Here is an 18,626-nt window from a genome sequence, read left to right on the forward strand (position 1 = left end):
CTCCGCTTCCCGCCCCTCCCCGTCACTGCTCGGAAGGCCCTTCGGAAGGCACCGCATGGGACGCTATGTGATCCGGCGGCTGCTCCAGATGATCCCGGTGTTCATCGGCAGCACATTCCTGATCTTCCTCATGGTCTACGCGCTCGGCGACCCCGTCGCCGCGCTCTTCGGCGACCGCGCACCGGACCCCGCCACCGCTGCCCAGATCCGCTCGGACCTGCACCTGAACGACCCGCTGTGGAAGCAGTACCTGCTCTACATGGGGAACATCTTCCGCGGCGACTTCGGCACCGCCTTCAACGGGCAGTCCGTCACCTCCCTGATGGGCAGCGCCTTCCCGGTCACCATCCGGCTCACCATCGTCGCCATCATCTTCGAGATCATCATCGGCATCCTGCTCGGCGTGATCACCGGCATGCGGCGCGGCAAGCCGATCGACACCGGGGTGCTGCTGATGACCCTGGTCGTCATCTCGGTGCCCACGTTCGTGACCGGCTACGTGCTCCAGTACCTGTTCGGCGTGAAGCTCGGCTGGGTCAGCCCCTCGGTCTCGCCCAGCGCCCCGTTCAACGAACTGATCCTGCCGGGCCTGGTCCTCGCCCTGGTCTCGCTCGCGTACGTCACCCGGCTGACCCGTACCTCGATCGCCGAGAACACCCGCGCCGACTATCTGCGCACCGCCGTCGCCAAGGGCCTGCCACGCCGCAAGGTGATCTTCCGGCACCTGCTGCGCAACTCGCTGATCCCGGTGGTCACCTTCATCGGCACCGACATCGGCGGCCTGATGGGCGGCGCGATCGTCACCGAGCGCATCTTCAACATCCACGGCGTCGGCTTCCAGCTCTACCAGGGCATCCTGCGCAACAACTCGCCGACGGTGGTCGGCTTCGTCACGATCCTGGTGCTGGTCTTCCTGCTGGCGAATCTGCTAGTCGACCTGCTGTACGCGGTCCTGGACCCGAGGATTCGTTATGCCTGAACAGAGCAACCCGCTCGACCCCGGCCAGTCCGTCTCGGCCGCGGGCGGTGGCGGCGGCTTCGACCTGGCGGCGGAGGAGGCCGGGTCACTGGAGAAGGGGCCGGGGCCCGACGGCGGCGACCCCGCGGAGAAGCCGCGCAGCCTGTGGTCGGACGCCTGGCGCGACCTGCGGCGCAACCCCATCTTCATCATCGCCGCGCTGATCATCCTCTTCCTGGTGATCATCTCGATCTGGCCCGGACTGATCGCCACCCAGGACCCGCTGAAGGCCGACCTGTCCAAGGCCCAGCAGGGCGCGAGCCCCGGCCACCCCTTCGGCTACGACCAGCAGGGCCGCGACGTCTACACGCGCGTGGTCTACGGCGCCCGCGCCTCGGTCACCGTCGGCGTCTGCGCGACCCTGGGCGTGGTCCTCCTCGGCAGCGTCCTCGGCGGCCTCGCCGGGTTCTTCGGCGGCTGGTGGGACGCGGTCCTCTCCCGGATCAGCGACATCTTCTTCGGCATCCCGGTCATCCTCGGCGGCCTGGTCTTCCTGTCCGTGGTCACCAACAGCACCGTCTGGCCGGTCATCGGCTTCATGGTGCTGCTCGGCTGGCCGCAGATCGCCCGTATCGCCCGCGGCTCGGTGATCACCTCGCGGGAGAACGACTACGTGCAGGCCGCGCGGGCGCTGGGCGCGGGCAACTCCCGCATCCTGCTGCGGCACATCACGCCCAACGCCGTCGCGCCGGTCATCGTCGTCGGCACCATCGCGCTGGGTACGTACATCGCGCTGGAGGCGACCTTGTCCTACCTCGGCGTGGGCCTCAAACCGCCCACCGTCTCCTGGGGCATCGACATCTCCGACGCGTCCTCGCAGATCCGCAACGCGCCGCACATGCTGCTGTGGCCCGCGGGCGCGCTGAGCATCACCGTGCTGGCCTTCATCATGCTCGGCGACGCGGTGCGCGACGCCCTCGACCCCAAGCTGCGCTGAGGAGCCCGTACATGAGCACCGAGTACCTGGCCGCAGAACACACCAGCGCCCCGCCCAGCGGCAACCTGCTGGACGTCCACGATCTGCACGTCGAATTCCGTACCAGGGACGGGGTCGCCAAGGCGGTCAACGGCGTCACCTACTCGGTGGCCGAGGGCGAGACGCTGGCCGTGCTCGGCGAGTCCGGCTCCGGCAAGTCCGTGACCGCGCAGGCCATCATGGGCATCCTCGACTCGCCGCCCGGCTTCATCACCAAGGGCGAGATCGTCTTCCAGGGCAAGAACCTGCTGACGATGGTCGGCGAGGAGCGGCGCAAGGTCCGCGGCGCGAAGATGGCGATGGTCTTCCAGGACGCGCTGTCGTCCCTCAACCCCGTGCTCACCGTGGGGGAACAGCTCGGCGAGATGTTCACCACCCACCAGGGCATGTCGAAGAAGGACTCGCGGATCAAGGCCGTCGAGCTGATGGAACGGGTCCGCATCCCCGCCGCCGCCGAACGCGTCAAGCAGTACCCGCACCAGTTCTCCGGCGGTATGCGGCAGCGCGTGATGATCGCCATGGCGATGGCCCTGGAACCCGCGCTGATCATCGCCGACGAGCCGACGACCGCGCTCGACGTGACGGTGCAGGCTCAGGTGATGGATCTGCTCGCCGAACTCCAGCGGGAGTTCAACATGGGCCTGATCCTCATCACCCACGACCTGGGCGTCGTCGCGGACGTGGCCGACAAGATCGCCGTGATGTACGCGGGCCGGATCGTGGAGACCTCGCCGGTCCACGAGATCTACAAGCGGCCCGCCCACCCGTACACCAAGGGCTTGTTGCAGTCGATTCCCCGGCTGGACCAGAAGGGCCAGGAGCTGTACGCGATCAAGGGGCTGCCGCCCAACCTGCTGCACATTCCGCCCGGTTGCGCCTTCAACCCGCGCTGCCCGATGGCCCAGGACATCTGCCGCACCGATGTGCCCCCGCTGGCGAAGGTGAGCCCCGACCGGGCGAGCGCCTGCCACTTCTGGAAGGAGACGCTCGGTGAGTGAACAGCCCGTCATGCACAAGGACCCGGTCAAGGCGGCGCACGAGCCGATCCTCGAAGTACGCGACCTGGTCAAGCACTTCCCGCTGACCCAGGGCATCGTGTTCAAGAAGCAGATCGGCGCGGTCAAGGCCGTCGACGGTGTCTCCTTCGACCTCTTCCCCGGCGAGACGCTGGGCATCGTCGGCGAGTCCGGCTGCGGCAAGTCGACCGTCGCCCGGCTGCTGATGAACCTCGAAGTGCCCACCGCCGGACGCATCCTGTACAAGGGCGACGACATCACCAAGCTGTCGGGGCGGGCCCTGAAGGCCGTCCGGCGCAACATCCAGATGGTGTTCCAGGACCCGTACACCTCGCTCAACCCCCGTATGACGGTCGGCGACATCATCGGTGAGCCGTACGAGATCCACCCCGAGGTCGCGCCCAAGGGCGACCGGCGCAAGCGCGTGCAGGACCTGCTCGACGTGGTCGGCCTCAACCCCGAGTACATCAACCGCTATCCGCACCAGTTCTCCGGCGGCCAGCGGCAACGCATCGGCATCGCACGGGGGTTGGCGCTGCGCCCCGAGATCATCGTGGCCGACGAGCCGGTCTCCGCGCTCGACGTGTCGGTGCAGGCCCAGGTGATCAACCTGATGGGCAATCTCCAGAAGGAGTTCAACCTCTCCTACATGTTCATCGCGCACGACCTGTCGATCGTCCGGCACATCTCCGACCGGGTCGGCGTGATGTACCTCGGCAAGATCGTCGAGATCGGCGGCGACGAGGCGATCTACGAGCACCCCACGCACCCGTACACCCAGGCCCTGCTCTCGGCCGTCCCGGTCCCGGACCCGGCCGCCCGCGAGCACCGCGAGCGGATCATCCTCTCCGGCGACGTGCCCTCCCCGGCCAACCCGCCCTCCGGCTGCCGCTTCCGCACCCGCTGCTGGAAGGCCCAGGAGCGCTGCACCCTGGAGGAGCCGCTGCTGGCGATCCCCCCGGCCTTCCGCGGCACGGCGGGCCCGGCCGAGCACGACTCGGCGTGCCACTTCGCGGAGGAGAAGCAGGTCGTCCCGAACGACTGACCGCGCGCCGCGGCCGGGAGCGTGTGACGGGCGCCGGCAACGCGAGACGGTCCGTACCCGGGTGGTGCTGGGGTGTCCGGGTACGGACCGTTTCCGAGCGGAGGCTGAACTGAGCCCGGGTCAAAGGGTCTTGTCAGCCGCCTCCTCGATCGCGGCCAGCGCGGGATCGAGGACGATGTCCTCGTCCCGCGCCGCGATCGTCGGCTCTTCGGGGAAGTGACAGGCCGTCAGGTGCCCGTCCGTGTTCCCGTCGATCTGGACCAGCGGCGGTTCGTCCGTCGCGCACTTGTCCTGCGCCTTCCAGCACCGGGTGCGGAAGCGGCAGCCGGACGGCGGATTGATCGGCGACGGCACGTCACCGGCCAGCCGGATCCGCTCGCGGTCGTCCGCGTGGTCCACGTCCACCTCGGGCACCGCGGACAGCAGCGCGTGGGTGTACGGGTGGCGCGGGCGCAGGTAGATCGAGTCGCGGTCGCCGACCTCCACGACCTTGCCCAGGTACATCACCGCGACGCGCTGCGAGAAGTGCCGCACGATCGCCAGGTCGTGCGCGATGAACAGGAACGCGATGCCCATCTCCTCCTGCACCTTCTGCAGGAGGTTGACGACCTGGGCCTGGATCGACACGTCGAGCGCCGACACCGGCTCGTCCGCCACGATCAGCTTCGGCTTGAGGGCCAGCGCCCGTGCCACGCCGATGCGCTGCCGCTGACCGCCGGAGAACTCGTGCGGGAAGCGGTTGTAGTGCTCCGGGTTGAGACCGACGGTCTCCAGCAGCTCGCGCACGTGCTTCTCGCGCCCGCCGGGCGGGTTGATCCCGTTGATCTCCATCGGGCCGCCGATGATGGTGCCGACCGTCTGGCGCGGGTTCAGCGACGAGTAGGGGTCCTGGAAGATCATCTGGATCTCGGACCTGATCGGCGCCAGCTCCTTGCGCGAGGAGTGCGCGATCTCCTGGCCCCGGTACAGCACGCTGCCCCCGGTCGGCTCCAGCAGCCGGGTGATCAGCCGGCCGGTCGTCGACTTGCCGCAGCCCGACTCGCCCACCAGGCCGAAGCTCTCGCCGGCGTGGACCTCCAGGTCCACCCCGTCCACGGCCCTGACGGCGCCCACTTGGCGCCTGAACGGAAAGCCGCCGTAGATCGGGAAGTGCTTGGTGAGGTCCTTGACCTCCAGCAGCTTCTCGCCGACGGGCCTTTTGTCGCGCTGTTCCGGGACCGTTTCGGTCACGGTAGCGCTGGTGTCGTTGCTCATGGTGGTATGCCTGCCCCTGGTGACCGGTCAGCCCAGCCGGGGCTGAATCTTCTCGATGAATACGGACTGCCGCTGTTCCGCGGTCAGATGGCACGCGGAACCGCGACCAGCCGGCAGGTCGGGCCGCGACGTGACGCAGGTGTCGCCGCCGACCAGCGCGGGGAACTCGCAGCGCGGGTGGAACGGGCAGCCGGTCGGCGGCCTGAGCAGGCTCGGCGGAGCGCCCGGAATCGGCGTCAGCGGGTCGTCGACATTGCCGCTGAGGCGCGGCATCGAGCTGAGCAGACCCCAGGTGTACGGGTGCTGCGGCTCCTTGACGATCTCCCGCACCGAACCGCGCTCCACGGCGCGCCCGGCGTACATCACGAGCAGGTCGTCGGCGACCTTGGAGACCACACCGAGGTCGTGGGTGATCAGGATGATCGCGGACCCGAACTCCTGCTGGAGGTCCTTGAGCAGGTCCAGGATCTGGGCCTGCACGGTCACGTCGAGCGCGGTGGTCGGCTCGTCGGCGATCAGCAGATCGGGGTTGCACACCAGCGACATCGCGATCATCGCGCGCTGCCGCATGCCGCCGGAGAACTGGTGCGGGTAGTCGTCCACGCGCTGCTTGGGCTGCGGGATGCCGACCTTCTCCAGCATCTCGATCGCCCGGTCCCGGCCCTCGCGCTTGCTGGCGCCCAGGTGCTTCCGGTAGGGCTCCGCGATCTGCCGGCCGACCGTGTAGTACGGCGACAGGGCGGTCAGCGGGTCCTGGAAGATCATCGCCATCTTGTTGCCGCGCAGCCGCTCCAGCGTGCGGTTGCTCGCACCGGTCAGCTCCTGGCCGTCCAGGATGATCTCCCCGGCGATCTCGGTGGTCGCCGGATTGTGCAGCCCGAGGATCGACAGGTTCGTCACCGACTTGCCGGAGCCGGACTCACCGACGATACCGAGCGTCTGGCCGCGCTCCAGGTCGAAGGAGAGACCGTCGACGGCCTTGACGGTGCCGTCCTCGGTGGAGAAGTGGACGTACAGGTCGCGTACGGACAAGAACGAGTCCGACCCGCCCTTGTGCGTGCCCTCCTCGGGCTTGGTCATGGTGGTCACTGACGTTCTCCTAGGACAGTCGCACGCGCGGGTCGATGAACGCGTAGGCGGCGTCCACGATGATGTTGAACAGGACGATCAAGGTGGCGCTGAAGAGCATCACGCCCATGAGCATGGGCAGGTCCGTCTTCATCACGGAGTCGATCGCCAGTCGGCCGAGCCCGGCGAGCTGGAAGGTGTACTCGGTGATCATCGCGCCGCCGAACAGCGAGCCGAGGTCGATACCGAGGATCGTGACGATGGGGATCAGCGAGCCACGCCAGGCGTACCGGAAGAAGACGTACGCCGACGACATGCCCTTGGCACGCGCGGTCCGTACATGTTCTTCCTGTAGCTGCTCGATCATCGTCGAGCGCGACATACGCGTGTAGTTGGCGGTGAAGATCACCGACAGCACACACCATGGGATGAGCAGTCCGTTGAACCAGGAGAGCGGATTCTGCGTGAACGGCACGTACTTGGGCTGATCCAGGATCTGGTTGTTGTAGACCAGCAGGGCCAGCACGATCGGGCCGAGGAAGTAGATCTGCATCGAGCTGAGAACCAGCGACGCGGAGCTGAAGATCTTGTCGATGAACGTGCCGCGCTTCCAGGCGGCCAGCATGCCGGAGCCGAGACCGACGAGCAGGAAGACCACGGTGCCGCCCGCGGCGAGCGAGATGGTCGTGGGCAGGCGGTTCATCAGGGTCGGCCAGACCGGCTCACTCGTGGCGAACGAGTAACCGAGGCAGGGCGCGGGGCAGTTGCCGGCACTGAACCTGTGGCCGGTGAATATCCGCACCATGTAGTTCCAGTACTGGACCGGCACCGGGTGGTCGAGACCCAGGTTGTGGTGGATCAGCGCGATGTTCTGCGGCGTGCAGTTCTTGCCGCAGGAAAGGAGCGCGGGGTCGTGCGGAATGGCGAAGAAGAGGAAGAACGTGAAGGCGCTGATGAACAAAAGAATGACCAGAGCGCCGAGCGTCCGGCGGACGAGGAATCGAAGCATGGCGGTCGCAGCTCTCAGAGGACGGCGGCGGTGGGCGGGTGATCGCACCCCAGGTGGGGCCGGGCGGCTGCCCGGCCCCACCGAAGGCCGCGAGGGTGCTTACTTCTTGACGTACAGCTTCGTCAGGTCGATGCCCGAGGTGACGTTGTTGTAGACAACGCCGCCCACCTTCGAACCGAAGATCTGGAGCTGCTTGTAGTACACAGTCGGAACACCGGGGATCACCTTGGTGGTGATGTAGGTGTTGAGCTGGAACCAGGCGTCAGCCGCTTCCTTCGGGTCCGTGATCTTCTTGATGCGGTCGATCTCGGAGTTGATGTGCGGGTCGTTCACGTGCGAGTAGTTCGGCGCCTGGTCGGCGATCGTCCGGCCGTCGAAGACCGGGGGGATCACCGTCAGGGTCGACGGCCAGTCGGCACCCCACGCGGAGGCGTAGATGTCGTACGGGTTGTCGACCTTGCCGATCAGGTCGTAGTACGTGTCCGACGGCAGTTCCTTGCGCTGGACGTTGAAGCCCGCCTGGGTCAGCGTGTTGGCGATCGCCAGGGAGTACTGCTGGCCGGCGGTGGTGTTGATGTACGCGTAGGTGATCTTCATGCCGACCTTGCCGGCGTCCGTGAGCAGCTTCTTGGCCGCCACCGGGTCACCGTCGGGCTTGGCGACCTTGCCCAGCGGGTCGGCCTTCTGGTAACCGGCGAGGGTCGGGCTGATGAAGCCGCCCGCGTACTCGGCGCCGTAGGAGGCACCGAGCGCCTGCCACACGGGCTTGGTCGGGATCGCGAGCGCCAACGCCTTGCGGATGTTGACGTCCTTGATCTTGTTCATGTTGAAGTTGATCTCACCCACGAACGGCTGGTAACCGGCCACCGTGCGCTTGTAGATCGACGGGGTGCCCACCACGGTCGGGGTGTCGTCCGGGTCGACCGCGTTCGCGAAGCTCAGCGAGGTCTGGTTGTCACCGGAGTCCGACATCAGGCGCTTGGTGGAGTCCTCGGCCTGGTGGTTGAACGTGATGTCGTACGTGTCGACGTACTGGTGACGCGCCGCGTCCGTCTTCGGGTCCCAGGCGGGGTTCTTCACCAGGGTCATGGACTTGCCGGTGTCGAAGGTCTTGATCATGTACGGACCGGACGCGACGGGCGCCTTGTCGTACTTCTCCTTGGTGTCCTTCGCGTGGTCCACCACCGAGTAGCCCGGCATCGCGAACAGGTACGGAGCGTCGGGCTCCGGGTTCGGGAAGTGGAAGACGATGGTCTTGTCGTCCGGCGTCGACAGCAGGCTGTCCGGCAGGTGCTTGCCCTTGTACGGGCCCTCCGGGAGCAGCTTGCGGAAGTCCGAGCCGCTGGTGTTGGCCAGCCACTGCTGCAGGTACTGCGGGCCGTTGGTGACGAACGGGGCGAACAGCCGCTCAACGGTCCAGCGGATGTCCGTGGCCGTGATCGGCGTGCCGTCCTGGAACTTGATCCCGTCCTTCAGCTTGAAGGTCCAGGTCTTGCCGCCGTCGGACTCCACACCGCTGTCCGTGGCGAGGTCGCCGACGACGGTGTAGTTGCCCTTGCTGTCCAGCTTGTACGTGGTCAGACCACGGTGGATCAGGGTGGCGAGCTGGCCCTCGTTGCTGACGTAGATCTGGCCCGGGTCGAGGTGCGTGTAGCTGTCGCGCTCCAGGGCGTGCAGTGTGCCGCCCTGCTCGGCGCCCGCGATGGGCTCCGCCGGTCCGGTGGAGGCCGCGGCGTCACCGAAGGTGATCTGCGACTGAAGCTGGGTCTTGCTCTTGTCCTGCTTCTGCTTGGCGTCGTTGTTCTCGCCCTTGCCGCCCCCGCCGCCGCTGCTGCAAGCGGTGAGAACCAGCGCACCGGCGGCGACCGCCACCAACGCAGCCCGGGTTCTACGCATGGAAAGGTTCATAGCGGTGAATGCACCCCTGTTCGTTGTTACCTGTTAGCTGCCTGGCTCTCCTGGTGAGAGGGGCGGCAGCCACCCCCTGTTGCTGTGCTTCCTCAGCGTGCGGTCTTCGGATCGAACGCGTCCCGGACCGAGTCCCCGAGCAGGTTGAACGCGACGATGAAGATCACCATGGCGATACCCGGGAAGAACATGTAGGTGAGGTCGTTCTGGTAGATCTCACCGGCTCTGGCGAACATCCGTCCCCAGTCGGGGGTCGGCTCCACGAGGCCGACACCGAGGAAGGACAGGCCCGCCTCGGCGGTCACGAACCCGGGCAGCATGAGCGTGCTCTGCACCAGGATCGGGGTGACCAGGTTGGGCAGCAGTTCCCGGCGGACGATGCGCCAGGGCGAGGCGCCGGTGACCCGGGCGGCCTCGATGAACTCACGCTCCCGAAGCGTGAGCACCTGGCCGCGCAGCAAGCGGGCCAGACCCATCCAGCCGAGGAACCACTGCACCACGATCAGCGCGATCACGCGGATGTAGGTGGGGGTCGCGTCGGACGGCGACACCAGAAGCGCGGTGACCACGGGCATGAAAGCGACGAAGAAGAGCTGGGCGGGGAACGCCATCAGCAGGTCGCTGATCCGGCCGATGAAGTAGTCCGTCTTGCCGCCCATGTATCCGGCGACCACACCGAGGATGATCGCGGTGATGGTGACGATGATCGTCACCGCGATGCTGATCGCCAGCGAGGTGCGGATGCCGTAGAGGAGCTGGGTGAAGACGTCGCGGCCCAGCGTGGGTTCGATGCCGAACCAGAAGTGGCTGCTGATACCGCCGTTGGGCGCGACCGGGTAGCCGAACTCGTTGAGCAGGTCCGGACTGTTCTGCCCGTAGAGAGTGTACGGGTTCTTGCCGTACAGCTTGGCGATCAAGGGAGCGAAGATCGCTATCGCGAAGAAGAACAGGACCACATAGGCCGATATGACACCGGTTCGGTCGCGCCTGAACCGCCGCCACATGAGCTGGCCCGGTGACCGCCCGACCAACTCGGGGTCCACCTTCGTGGCCGCTGCCCCCTCCTTCCCGGGGTCGCCGGGGTCACCGATCGGCTCGGTGACCGTGGTCGATGTGGAACTCGTCATCGCGATTGCCCCCGCAGCAGGAGTCTGGTCGACGCGACGGGGTTGTGCGTCGCGGGTTGAGCGGACTTTCGCAATGGAATCAACCTTCAGTCAAGGGGGGAAGGAGGGAAGAAAGCTTGTTGTTTGGCATCTTGAGCGAAGATTTTGCAGATCGTCCTCCGTACGTGCTTGACAGTGATCCAAAACATCGGGCATTTCGGATATATCCAGGCGAAGCGCGTTAACATGCGTGCAACTTAGCCGTCGCAACTCCGATATACGGACGTAGCAGTCTGAACAACGTACGGCCGTGCGGGTGCCGTAGGCCGGCCGGGCGTCGCGAGCGACCCCGGCCGGCCGCTCGTCAACTCCCCGCAGTCTCCTCCTGGTTCGCGAACCGACTGTTCCTACCCCAAGTGGCACGGGTATATCTGAGGGAACACTGGGCCATGGGGGAGAAGGCCATGCAGCAGGGTATGCAGCAGCAGTCGCCGTACGGGCAGGGGTCCGGCTTCACGCCGCCAGGTCCGGTCGGACCGCGGACACTCGCGCCGGGAGCGCGGATCGCGGGGGCGCTGATCTGCGCGGTTCTCGTCGCGGTGGAGATCGCCTGGACGGTCCGGGACATCAAGCACGTCGGATTCCACGACACGCTCTGGGCCTGGCTCGGCCTCGACCACGCCGTCTACCAGCACGCTTTGCTGGCCACCGCGGCGCTGGACGGCGTACTGCTCGTGGTCCTGCTCGGCGCCCTGGTGTGGTCCGCGCGGCCCGCCGCCGGGTGGGCCTTCGTGACCGCCGGGGTCTTCGCGTTCGGATATCGGTTGCCCGGTCTGTGGATCTTCCAGTCGGACTGGACCGCCGGGGCGCAGATGCACACCCGGGCGCTGGCCACCGCGGTCGCCTTCACGCTCGGCGGGATCGCGCTCGTGGTCATCGGCCTCGCGGGCAGGCGCCCGGTGCGGGGCGGCGCGCCGGTCGGGGATGTGCCGCTGAGCGGTGCGCCGTCGGACACCGCGCCGTCGAGCGGGCCCGGCGCCGCGCCGGTGGGGCCGCGGCGCGGAGCGGCGGTGGCCGCGGGGGTGCTGCTGGTGCTGCTCGCGATCGAGGGGGCCGGCTGGCAGATCTTCGAGACGCACAAGTACACGACGGCCAACGACTTTCCGCCGCACTTCTACCGGCACCTGCTGACCGGGGAGGGCACGCTGACCACGCTGCTCGGCATGCCGGTCGCCTACGCGGGCTGGCTGCGGGTCGTGTTCGCGCTGCTCGTCGCCTGGGTCGCCTTCGCGAAGTCGGCGGCTTCCAGGGCGCTCGGCGTCGCCTTCGGCTTCGCGGCGGTCGTCTTCTGCGTCGTCGCGCTGGACAACTGGCACAGCTACCACGAGCTGTTCGAGTTCGACCACCTGCCGCTGTATCAGAAGAGTCAGCAGGTCTTCCTGGTGGTCGAGTTGGCGGTGGGGCTGGTGGTGCTCCTGCTGCTGGCGGTGCCCGGCAGGAGTACGGACGGCCCGCGGCCGGTGCCCGCTTGGGGTCCGCCGCCGCAGGGGTACGGCGCGGCGCCGGGGTCCGTGCCCGCATCCGCGCCGGGGTCAACGCCGGGCTCGGCACCGGGCCCGGCACCGGGTTCGGCGCCCGCTCCCGGCGGCTGGAGTCAGCCGCCCCACGCGTCCCCTTATTCCCAGCCGCCTCAACAGCCGCCCGCGGGCGGGGGATTCGGCCCGCCGCCGCAGTTTCCGCCGCAGTCCCCGCCGGGCTACCCGCCGCCCCCGCCCGGCTTCCCGCGGGAGCCGGGCGGCGACGGACGCTGATCATCCGCGCGGCTGGACCTCAGCTCCTGTCCTGGCCCAGGGACCGCTTCAGGAAGTCCACTTGGAGCAGCAGCAGATTCTCCGCGACCTGCTCCTGCGGCGTCATGTGCGTGATGCCGGACAGCGGCAGCACCTCGTGCGGGCGGCCCGCGGCGAGCAGGGCGGTGGACAGCCGCAGGCTGTTGGCCACCATCACGTTGTCGTCGGCCAGGCCGTGGATGATCATCAACGGCCTGGCGGGCTCGGCGAGTTCGGTGATGCCGTCCCGCGTGACCACCGAATTCGCCTCGTACACGCCCGGCCGCTCGCCGGGCTGCCCCAGGTAACGCTCGGTGTAGTGCGTGTCGTAGAGCCACTGGTCGGTCAACGGCGCGCCCGAGACGCCCGCGTGGAAGACGTCCGGACGGCGCAGCACCGCCGCGGCGGCCAGCGTGCCGCCGAACGACCAGCCGCGAATGGCCACCCGGCCCAGATCCAGCGGATACGTCCCCGCCAGCGCGTGCAGCGCGGCGATCTGGTCGGTCAGCGACACCTCGATCAGCTTGTCCGCCATCGCCTTCTCCCAGCCGGGGGAGCGCCCCGGGGTGCCGCGGCCGTCCGCGACGATCACCGCGAAGCCCTGGTCGGCGAACCACTGCGAGACCACATGCGCGTTGTGCGCCGCCTGCACCCGCTGGCCGTGCGGGCCGCCGTACGGGTCGAGCAGCACCGGCAACGGCCCGTCGCCCTCGGTGTATCCGCTCGGCAGCAGGACGGCGGCAGGGATGCGGTCCTCGCCCGCCTCGGTCAGCCGCGCCCTGGCGGTCAGCGACGGCGTCTGCGCGTACGAGGCGATCTCCGCGATCTGCTCGCCGTCGCGCAGCACCCGCGCCGTGCGCCCCGGACGGTCCGGCGTCGCCGAGTGCAGCACCGTCACCCGCCCCGAGCGCGTCGCGGTGTGCACGCCGGGCTCGGTCGAGACGCGCTCCACGCCCCGCTCGCTCACCCGCAGCACATGCAGCTCGCCGATCTCCGGCTCGGCGGCGGCGGCGCCCGCCGACGCGGCGATCAGCACGTCCTCGTCGCCGACGTCCAGCACCGCCCGCACATGCGACTCGGGACCGGTCAGCGCCCGGTCGCCGACCATCAGCACCCGTACGTCGCCCTCGTCGGCGATCCGCACCAAGGTGCCGTCGGACGTGGTGGCGGGGACGCCGGGGAAGAGATCCAGCCAAATTCGATCTTCCTCCGTGCGCAGCGTCCGCGTCGTACCGGTCGCGATGTCCACGTTCAGGTAGAGCTGTTCGCGCTGGTCGCGGGCCTGCACCAGCAGGACCGGCGGACCGGCCGCCGACCAGTGGACGGCCGCCAGGTACGGGTAGCGCTCCCGGTCCCACTCCACGTCCACCCGGGAGCCGTCCAGGCCGAGCAGCGCGAGCGTCACCACCGCGTTGTCCGTACCGGCGGCCGGGTAGGCCACCTCGGCCGGCGGGCGCTCGGGGTGCGCCGGGTCGGAGATCCACCAGCGGCCGACCGGTGACTCGTCCACCCGCGCGGCGAGCACCGCGGAGCTGTCCGGCGCCCACCAGAAGCCGCGGCTGCGCGACATCTCCTCGGCGGCGATGAACTCCGCCAGCCCCCAGAACACCGACTCGCCGTCCGGCTCCGCCAGCGCCCTGTCGTCCGCGCCCGAGGCCGCCACGACCCGCAGCGCGCCGCCCGAGGCGTACGCCACCCACCGGCCGTCCGGCGAGGGCCGCGGATCGACCACGGGACCCGGCACCGTCAACTCCCGTGCCCCCGCGGCCCCCGGCAGCAGCCCGGCGGTGAACAGCCGCCCGGAGAGCGCGAAGGCGGCCAGCGACACCGTGTCGTCCACCGCGTAGCCCACGACGCCCGCGGAGCCCTCCCGGCTGCGCTCCCTGCGCGCCCGCTCGGCCGCCGACAGCTCCTCCTGGCCGCCGCCGAGCAGCGCCGCGGGGTCGGCCGCCGCGTACTCCGTGCCCGCGCCCTCGCCCGCCCCTTCTTCCCGCAGGTCACGGACCCACAGCAGATGTGACGGGTCGTCCCCGGCGCGGGATCTGAGGAACACCACCCGGCCGCCGTCGGGCGACACGGTGAAGGAGCGCGGGGCGCCGAGGGTGAACCGCTGCGTACGGGCGTGCTGTCGGGGGAATGAGAGCTGCGTCATTTCCGTGACACTAGGCCGTACGTCCGACACTCGCCGTTCTTCCCGGGGACCGGCCGCCGCCGTACCTCCCCACCTGCGCCGGAGCACCACCGCGAGGACCGCGCCCGGTGGCTGGATCTGGTCATGCGCCCCCATGTGCTTCCGTGCCCCGACATATGCGGTGGCACGGAAAGTTATGATCAGTAGCCGTGGGTGGGTAATAAGCATGTGGCAACTGACATGACCCTGCGTACTGGGAGGTGAGCCGCTGTGGCACTCTCGATTTCGGCGGTGCTGCTGCTGCTGATCGTCGTCGTCCTGTTGATCCGCCGTTCCGGGCTCAAAGCCGGGCACGCGATCGCCTGTACGTTGCTCGGTTTCTACCTGGCGAGTTCAACCTGGGCGCCACAGATCACAGACCTCACCAACAACGTTGCGGGGATGATCTCGGACATCAAGTTCTGAGCGGCCCGTGCCGGGCTCGGTGAGCTGCGGGGAAGAGCGGTACGCCGGGGAGCCGTAGGCTTCCCTCATGACCGATCTTCCCGCGCGGCGTCTGCTGCTCGTCCACGCCCACCCGGACGACGAGACGATCAACAACGGCGCGACCATGGCCAAGTACGCGGCAGAGGGCGCCCTTGTCACCCTGGTCACCTGCACCCTCGGTGAAGAGGGCGAGGTGATCCCGCCCGAGCTGGCGCACCTGGCCGCCGACCGCGACGACACCCTCGGCGAGTACCGCATCGGTGAACTCGCGGCCGCGATGGCCGAGCTGGGCGTCACCGACCACCGCTTCCTCGGCGGCGCGGGCCGCTACCGCGACTCCGGGATGATGGGCGTCTCCCAGAACGACCGCGAGGACTGCTTCTGGCAGGCCGACCTGGACGAGGCGGCGGGACACCTGGCCGAGGTGATCCTCGACACCCGCCCGCAGGTGCTGGTCACGTACGACAGCAACGGCGGCTACGGCCACCCCGACCACATCCAGGCGCACCGGGTCGCGCTGCGCGGCTACGAACTGGCCGCCGAGCGGGGCCACCGGATCGCGCGGGTCTACGAGATCTGCACCCCGCGCTCGATCGTCGAGGCGGGCTTCGCGCGGCTGGCGGCGGCGGGCAAGGACTTCCCCTTCGGCGGGATCGCCTCCGTGGACGACGTGCCGGGTGTCGTCGACGACGACCTCGTCACCGTCACCGTCGACGGCGCCGACTACACCGGGCACAAGACGGCCGCGATGCGCGCGCACGCCAGCCAGATCGCCGTGGACGGCCCCTTCTTCGCGCTCTCCAACGACCTCGGCCAGCCGTTCTTCGCCACCGAGCACTACCGGCAGGTGCGCGGCGAGGCCCTGACCGAGGGCCGCGGCGACGACCTCTTCCCCGCCGAGGGCGGTCCCGACTCCGACGGCGGTGCGCGGTGAGCCAGCCGCTGCGCGTGGTCGCGTACGTCGTCCTCGGTGTGCTCGGAGCGCTGGTCGCGGCGGCCGGGGCGCTCGTCCAGGCGGGCTGGTTCCCCGGCGGGCTGCTGCTGGGCCTCGCGGGCTGCGTGGCGGTCTTCTACGGCGGGGTGACGCTCACCCGCACCCGGCTCGGCGCGGTCGTGCCCGCCGGGGTCTGGCTGGTGTGCGTGATGCTGCTGAGCACCACCCGCCCCGAAGGTGACTTCCTGTTCGCGGCCGGACTCGGACCGTATGTGTACCTGCTCGGCGGGGCCATGGCGGGCGTGATCTGCGCCACCCTGCCCCAACTGCCCCCATCCGGGCCGAATACCGCCTGACTTGGCGGGCGGGGGCGGGCTCGTGGTTGGCTGAGACCGAGCGTTCCGCCGGACCAGAGTCGTCGTTACACGCCGGTCGGTATGGTGGTGCGCGCCGGCGAGCCGCCCGCGGAGAACCGTGACGGGTGGCGAAGCTAACCGGGAGAGCCTGCTTTGAGTCGTGAAACTGACAGTTCGTCGTCCGGGCCGCAGGGCCGCGGCGGTGCCGCGTACCCCTCGGGCACTCCGCCGTACGGCTCGCGCCCGTTTCCTTCGCTGCACCCGCAGGAGCGTCCGCGACCGGGCGGTACGCCCGAGCCGGCCGCCGCGCCCGAACCGCCGCCGGCCGACGAGCCGAAGACCGAGACGACGCTGACGACGCGCATCCGGATCAACATCCCCGGTTCGCGCCCGATCCCGCCGGTCGTGGTCCGCAAGCCGGTCGACGAGAACAACCCGGCGCCCGAGCCGCCCGCTCCCGAGCCCGCGCCCGCCGCGGAACCGGCCGCCGCCGAGGCGTCGGGCGAGCCGGAGCCGCAGCCGGAGAAGACCAGCGACTGGTTCGCGCCGCGCAAGTCCCAGGCCGGGCAGCCGGGTCCTGGCTCCGCTCCCGCCCCCGGCGCGGGTTCCGGCACGGGCGCCGGTCCTGCTGCCGGTGCCGGTGCGGGCTCCGGTTCGGGCGCCGACTCCCGTACCGGTTCGAGCCCGTACCCGTCGTCGGCCGCCGCGCCCGGTACGGCGTCCACGCCGTACCTCCCGCCGCCGGTCGGCACCCCGCAGGGCGGCGACCCTTCCGCGCGCGGTCCGCACGACACCCCGGCCGCCGGTGTCCCGTCGCTCTTCGCCGGGGAGTTCGGCCCGGAATTCGGTACGGAGCCGCAGCCGGAGCCGCCGTACGGCATCGACGCGTTCCCGCCCGGAGTGCCGCGGCCCTCGGGCACCTTCCCCGGACCCGACCCGTACGGCCGTCCCGAGGACCAGGGCCAGAGCCAGGGTCAGGGCCAGGGACAGAGCCAGAGCCAGGGGCAGGGTCCCGATCCGCTGAGCACCCCGTACGGCGCCCAGGCCGCCGCGGCCCCCTACGCGCCGCCCGCCGACGGGCCCAACAGCCCCTTCCCGGAGTACCAGCCGCCCGCGGGGCCGACCTCCGGCCCGGTGACCGGCCACATGCAGGTGCCGCCCGCCGCCGACCAGCGCGGCCGGTCCGCCCTCTCCGCCTTCCGCCCGCCGACGCCCGGCGACGGACCCGGCCCCGAGGACACCAGCGGCGGCTTCCGCGCCCCGACGCCTCCCGGCGACGGGCTCGGTCCCGAGGACACCAGCGGCGGCTTCCGGCCGCCCGTCGTGCCGGACGCCCCGGGCGGACGGCTGTCGGACGACACGTTGGTCAGCGGTATTCCGGCCGTGCAGCCGGGAGGTCCGGGAGCGCGCACGCCGCGTGCGCCGGGTCCCGCCGCGCCCGTGCCGGGCGGCCCCGGCGCCGGTCCCGTGCCCGCCCCCGTCGTCGCCGAGCCGCGCGCGGCGCAGCCCGCGCCCGCCGCGCCGCGTCCGCCCGCGAAGAAGAAGGGCCGCTCCAAGGTGGCCCTGCTGGGCGTCGGGGTGTGCACCATCGCGGTGCTCGCGTACGGCGCCGGACTGCTGATGACCCACGGCGACGTGCCGAAGGGCACCACCGTGGTGGGCGTCGACATCGGCAACCAGAACAAGGGCGACGCGGTCAAGATGCTGGACACCGCGCTCGGTGACCGCAAGACCGCGCCGCTCGAACTGACCATCGGCGACCGCAAGTTGAGCCTCAAGCCGTCGGTGGCGGGCCTGTCGGTCGACACCGACGCGACGGTCCGGGGGGTCGCGCACTCCGACTACAACCCGGTCTCCGTCGTCGGCTCGCTCTTCGGCGGCAGCCGCGTCGCCGACCCGGTCATAGTCGTCGACGAGGACAAACTGCGGGTCGCGCTCAAGTCACTGGCGGGCCAGAGCGGTTCGGGCTCCGACGGCATGGTCCGCTTCGCCGACGGCAAGGCCGTCCCGGTGGCGGGCACGTCCGGCCAGTCCTTCGACGTGAACGCCGCCGCGGCCAAGGTCGCCGCCGCGTACCGTACGCGCGCCGAGACCGGCTCCAACCCGGCCATCGCGCTGCCGGTCACGACCACCCCGCCGAAGGTCACCCAGGCCGAACTGGACGCCGCCGTCAACGGGTTCGGCAAGCGGGCCATGTCCGACTTCGTCGTCGTCCGGGCGGGCCTGAAGTCCATCAAGTTCGGGCCGATGAAGTCGATCCCGAAGTTCCTGACGATGGTGCCGGACGCGGACGGCAAGCTTCAGCCGCACATCGACCTCGCGGTCCTCAAGGGGCTCTACGGCGGCACGTTCGACCCCGTCAAGCTCAAGGCGAAGGACGGCTCCACCAGGGCCGTCACCCCGCAGGACGTCGCGGACGCCCTGCTGCCCGCGCTGGACGCGACGGGCGCCAAGCGCGATGTGACCCTGCCGAACGTGGCGGGCTGAGAC

At 69.7% G+C, this 18,626-nt stretch carries 15 protein-coding genes; 9 read left to right on the forward strand and 6 right to left on the reverse strand.

Annotation, left to right across the window (positions count from 1 at the left end; translation table 11 throughout):
* Window positions 1-55 precede the first annotated feature (55 nt).
* From ACZ37P_RS30000 to ACZ37P_RS30015, 4 genes are read left to right on the forward strand one after another with little or no spacing between them, the layout of a single operon-like run.
* Window positions 56-979, forward strand: coding sequence for an ABC transporter permease (locus ACZ37P_RS30000; protein WP_355348266.1), 924 nt, complete (start codon window positions 56-58; stop codon window positions 977-979).
* A complete protein-coding gene (locus ACZ37P_RS30005; protein WP_355348263.1) occupies window positions 972-1,955 on the forward strand; it encodes an ABC transporter permease in 984 nt (327 codons plus the stop codon). Before ACZ37P_RS30000 ends, ACZ37P_RS30005 begins: the two co-directional genes overlap by 8 nt.
* 11 nt (window positions 1,956-1,966) lie before the next feature.
* Window positions 1,967-2,992 carry an ABC transporter ATP-binding protein gene (locus ACZ37P_RS30010; protein ID WP_355348260.1) on the forward strand — a complete coding sequence of 342 codons (1,026 nt, stop codon included), beginning with the start codon at window positions 1,967-1,969 and terminating at the stop codon, window positions 2,990-2,992.
* Window positions 2,993-3,002: 10 nt separating this feature from the next.
* Window positions 3,003-4,055: an ABC transporter ATP-binding protein gene (locus tag ACZ37P_RS30015; protein WP_401722247.1), complete on the forward strand. Its 1,053-nt coding sequence runs from the start codon at window positions 3,003-3,005 to the stop codon at window positions 4,053-4,055.
* 120 nt (window positions 4,056-4,175) lie between these two features.
* Here ACZ37P_RS30015 and ACZ37P_RS30020 read toward each other — a convergent pair whose 3' ends face one another.
* From ACZ37P_RS30020 to ACZ37P_RS30040, 5 genes are all read right to left on the reverse strand, one after another.
* Window positions 4,176-5,309, reverse strand: coding sequence for an ABC transporter ATP-binding protein (locus ACZ37P_RS30020; RefSeq protein WP_391049279.1), 1,134 nt, complete (start codon window positions 5,307-5,309; stop codon window positions 4,176-4,178).
* Between the two features lie 27 nt (window positions 5,310-5,336).
* Window positions 5,337-6,398 carry an ABC transporter ATP-binding protein gene (locus ACZ37P_RS30025; RefSeq protein ID WP_391049281.1) on the reverse strand — a complete coding sequence of 354 codons (1,062 nt, stop codon included), beginning with the start codon at window positions 6,396-6,398 and terminating at the stop codon, window positions 5,337-5,339.
* Between the two features lie 10 nt (window positions 6,399-6,408).
* Window positions 6,409-7,386, reverse strand: coding sequence for an ABC transporter permease (locus tag ACZ37P_RS30030; protein ID WP_355348256.1), 978 nt, complete (start codon window positions 7,384-7,386; stop codon window positions 6,409-6,411).
* A gap of 99 nt (window positions 7,387-7,485) precedes the next feature.
* Entirely contained in the window at window positions 7,486-9,282 is a 1,797-nt protein-coding gene (locus tag ACZ37P_RS30035) for an ABC transporter substrate-binding protein (RefSeq protein ID WP_355348254.1), read from the reverse strand.
* A 104-nt stretch (window positions 9,283-9,386) separates the two neighbouring features.
* Window positions 9,387-10,421 (reverse strand): ABC transporter permease, encoded by a 1,035-nt coding sequence (locus ACZ37P_RS30040; RefSeq protein ID WP_355348251.1) that lies wholly within the window; start codon window positions 10,419-10,421, stop codon window positions 9,387-9,389.
* Window positions 10,422-10,864: 443 nt separating this feature from the next.
* Between ACZ37P_RS30040 and ACZ37P_RS30045 the strand changes: the two genes are divergently transcribed.
* Entirely contained in the window at window positions 10,865-12,211 is a 1,347-nt protein-coding gene (locus ACZ37P_RS30045; RefSeq protein WP_467349480.1) for a hypothetical protein, read from the forward strand.
* Between the two features lie 19 nt (window positions 12,212-12,230).
* On the opposite strand, the gene ACZ37P_RS30050 is transcribed toward ACZ37P_RS30045, so the two are convergent.
* Window positions 12,231-14,381: a S9 family peptidase gene (locus ACZ37P_RS30050; protein ID WP_467349482.1), complete on the reverse strand. Its 2,151-nt coding sequence runs from the start codon at window positions 14,379-14,381 to the stop codon at window positions 12,231-12,233.
* 249 nt (window positions 14,382-14,630) lie between these two features.
* Between ACZ37P_RS30050 and ACZ37P_RS30055 the strand changes: the two genes are divergently transcribed.
* From ACZ37P_RS30055 to ACZ37P_RS30070, 4 genes are all read left to right on the forward strand, one after another.
* Entirely contained in the window at window positions 14,631-14,825 is a 195-nt protein-coding gene (locus ACZ37P_RS30055) for a hypothetical protein (RefSeq protein WP_355348242.1), read from the forward strand.
* A gap of 67 nt (window positions 14,826-14,892) precedes the next feature.
* Complete coding sequence (mshB, locus tag ACZ37P_RS30060) at window positions 14,893-15,780, forward strand: N-acetyl-1-D-myo-inositol-2-amino-2-deoxy-alpha-D-glucopyranoside deacetylase (protein ID WP_355348239.1); 888 nt, start codon at window positions 14,893-14,895, stop codon at window positions 15,778-15,780.
* On the forward strand, window positions 15,777-16,136 hold the full coding sequence (locus ACZ37P_RS30065) for a DUF6113 family protein (protein ID WP_317453004.1): 360 nt from the start codon (window positions 15,777-15,779) through the stop codon (window positions 16,134-16,136). The genes mshB and ACZ37P_RS30065 overlap by 4 nt, the downstream gene beginning before the upstream one ends.
* A gap of 153 nt (window positions 16,137-16,289) precedes the next feature.
* Entirely contained in the window at window positions 16,290-18,623 is a 2,334-nt protein-coding gene (locus tag ACZ37P_RS30070) for a VanW family protein (RefSeq protein ID WP_467349485.1), read from the forward strand.
* The last annotated feature ends 3 nt before the right edge of the window (window positions 18,624-18,626 follow it).

It is taken from the genome of Streptomyces sp. NPDC024632 (assembly GCF_055559175.1).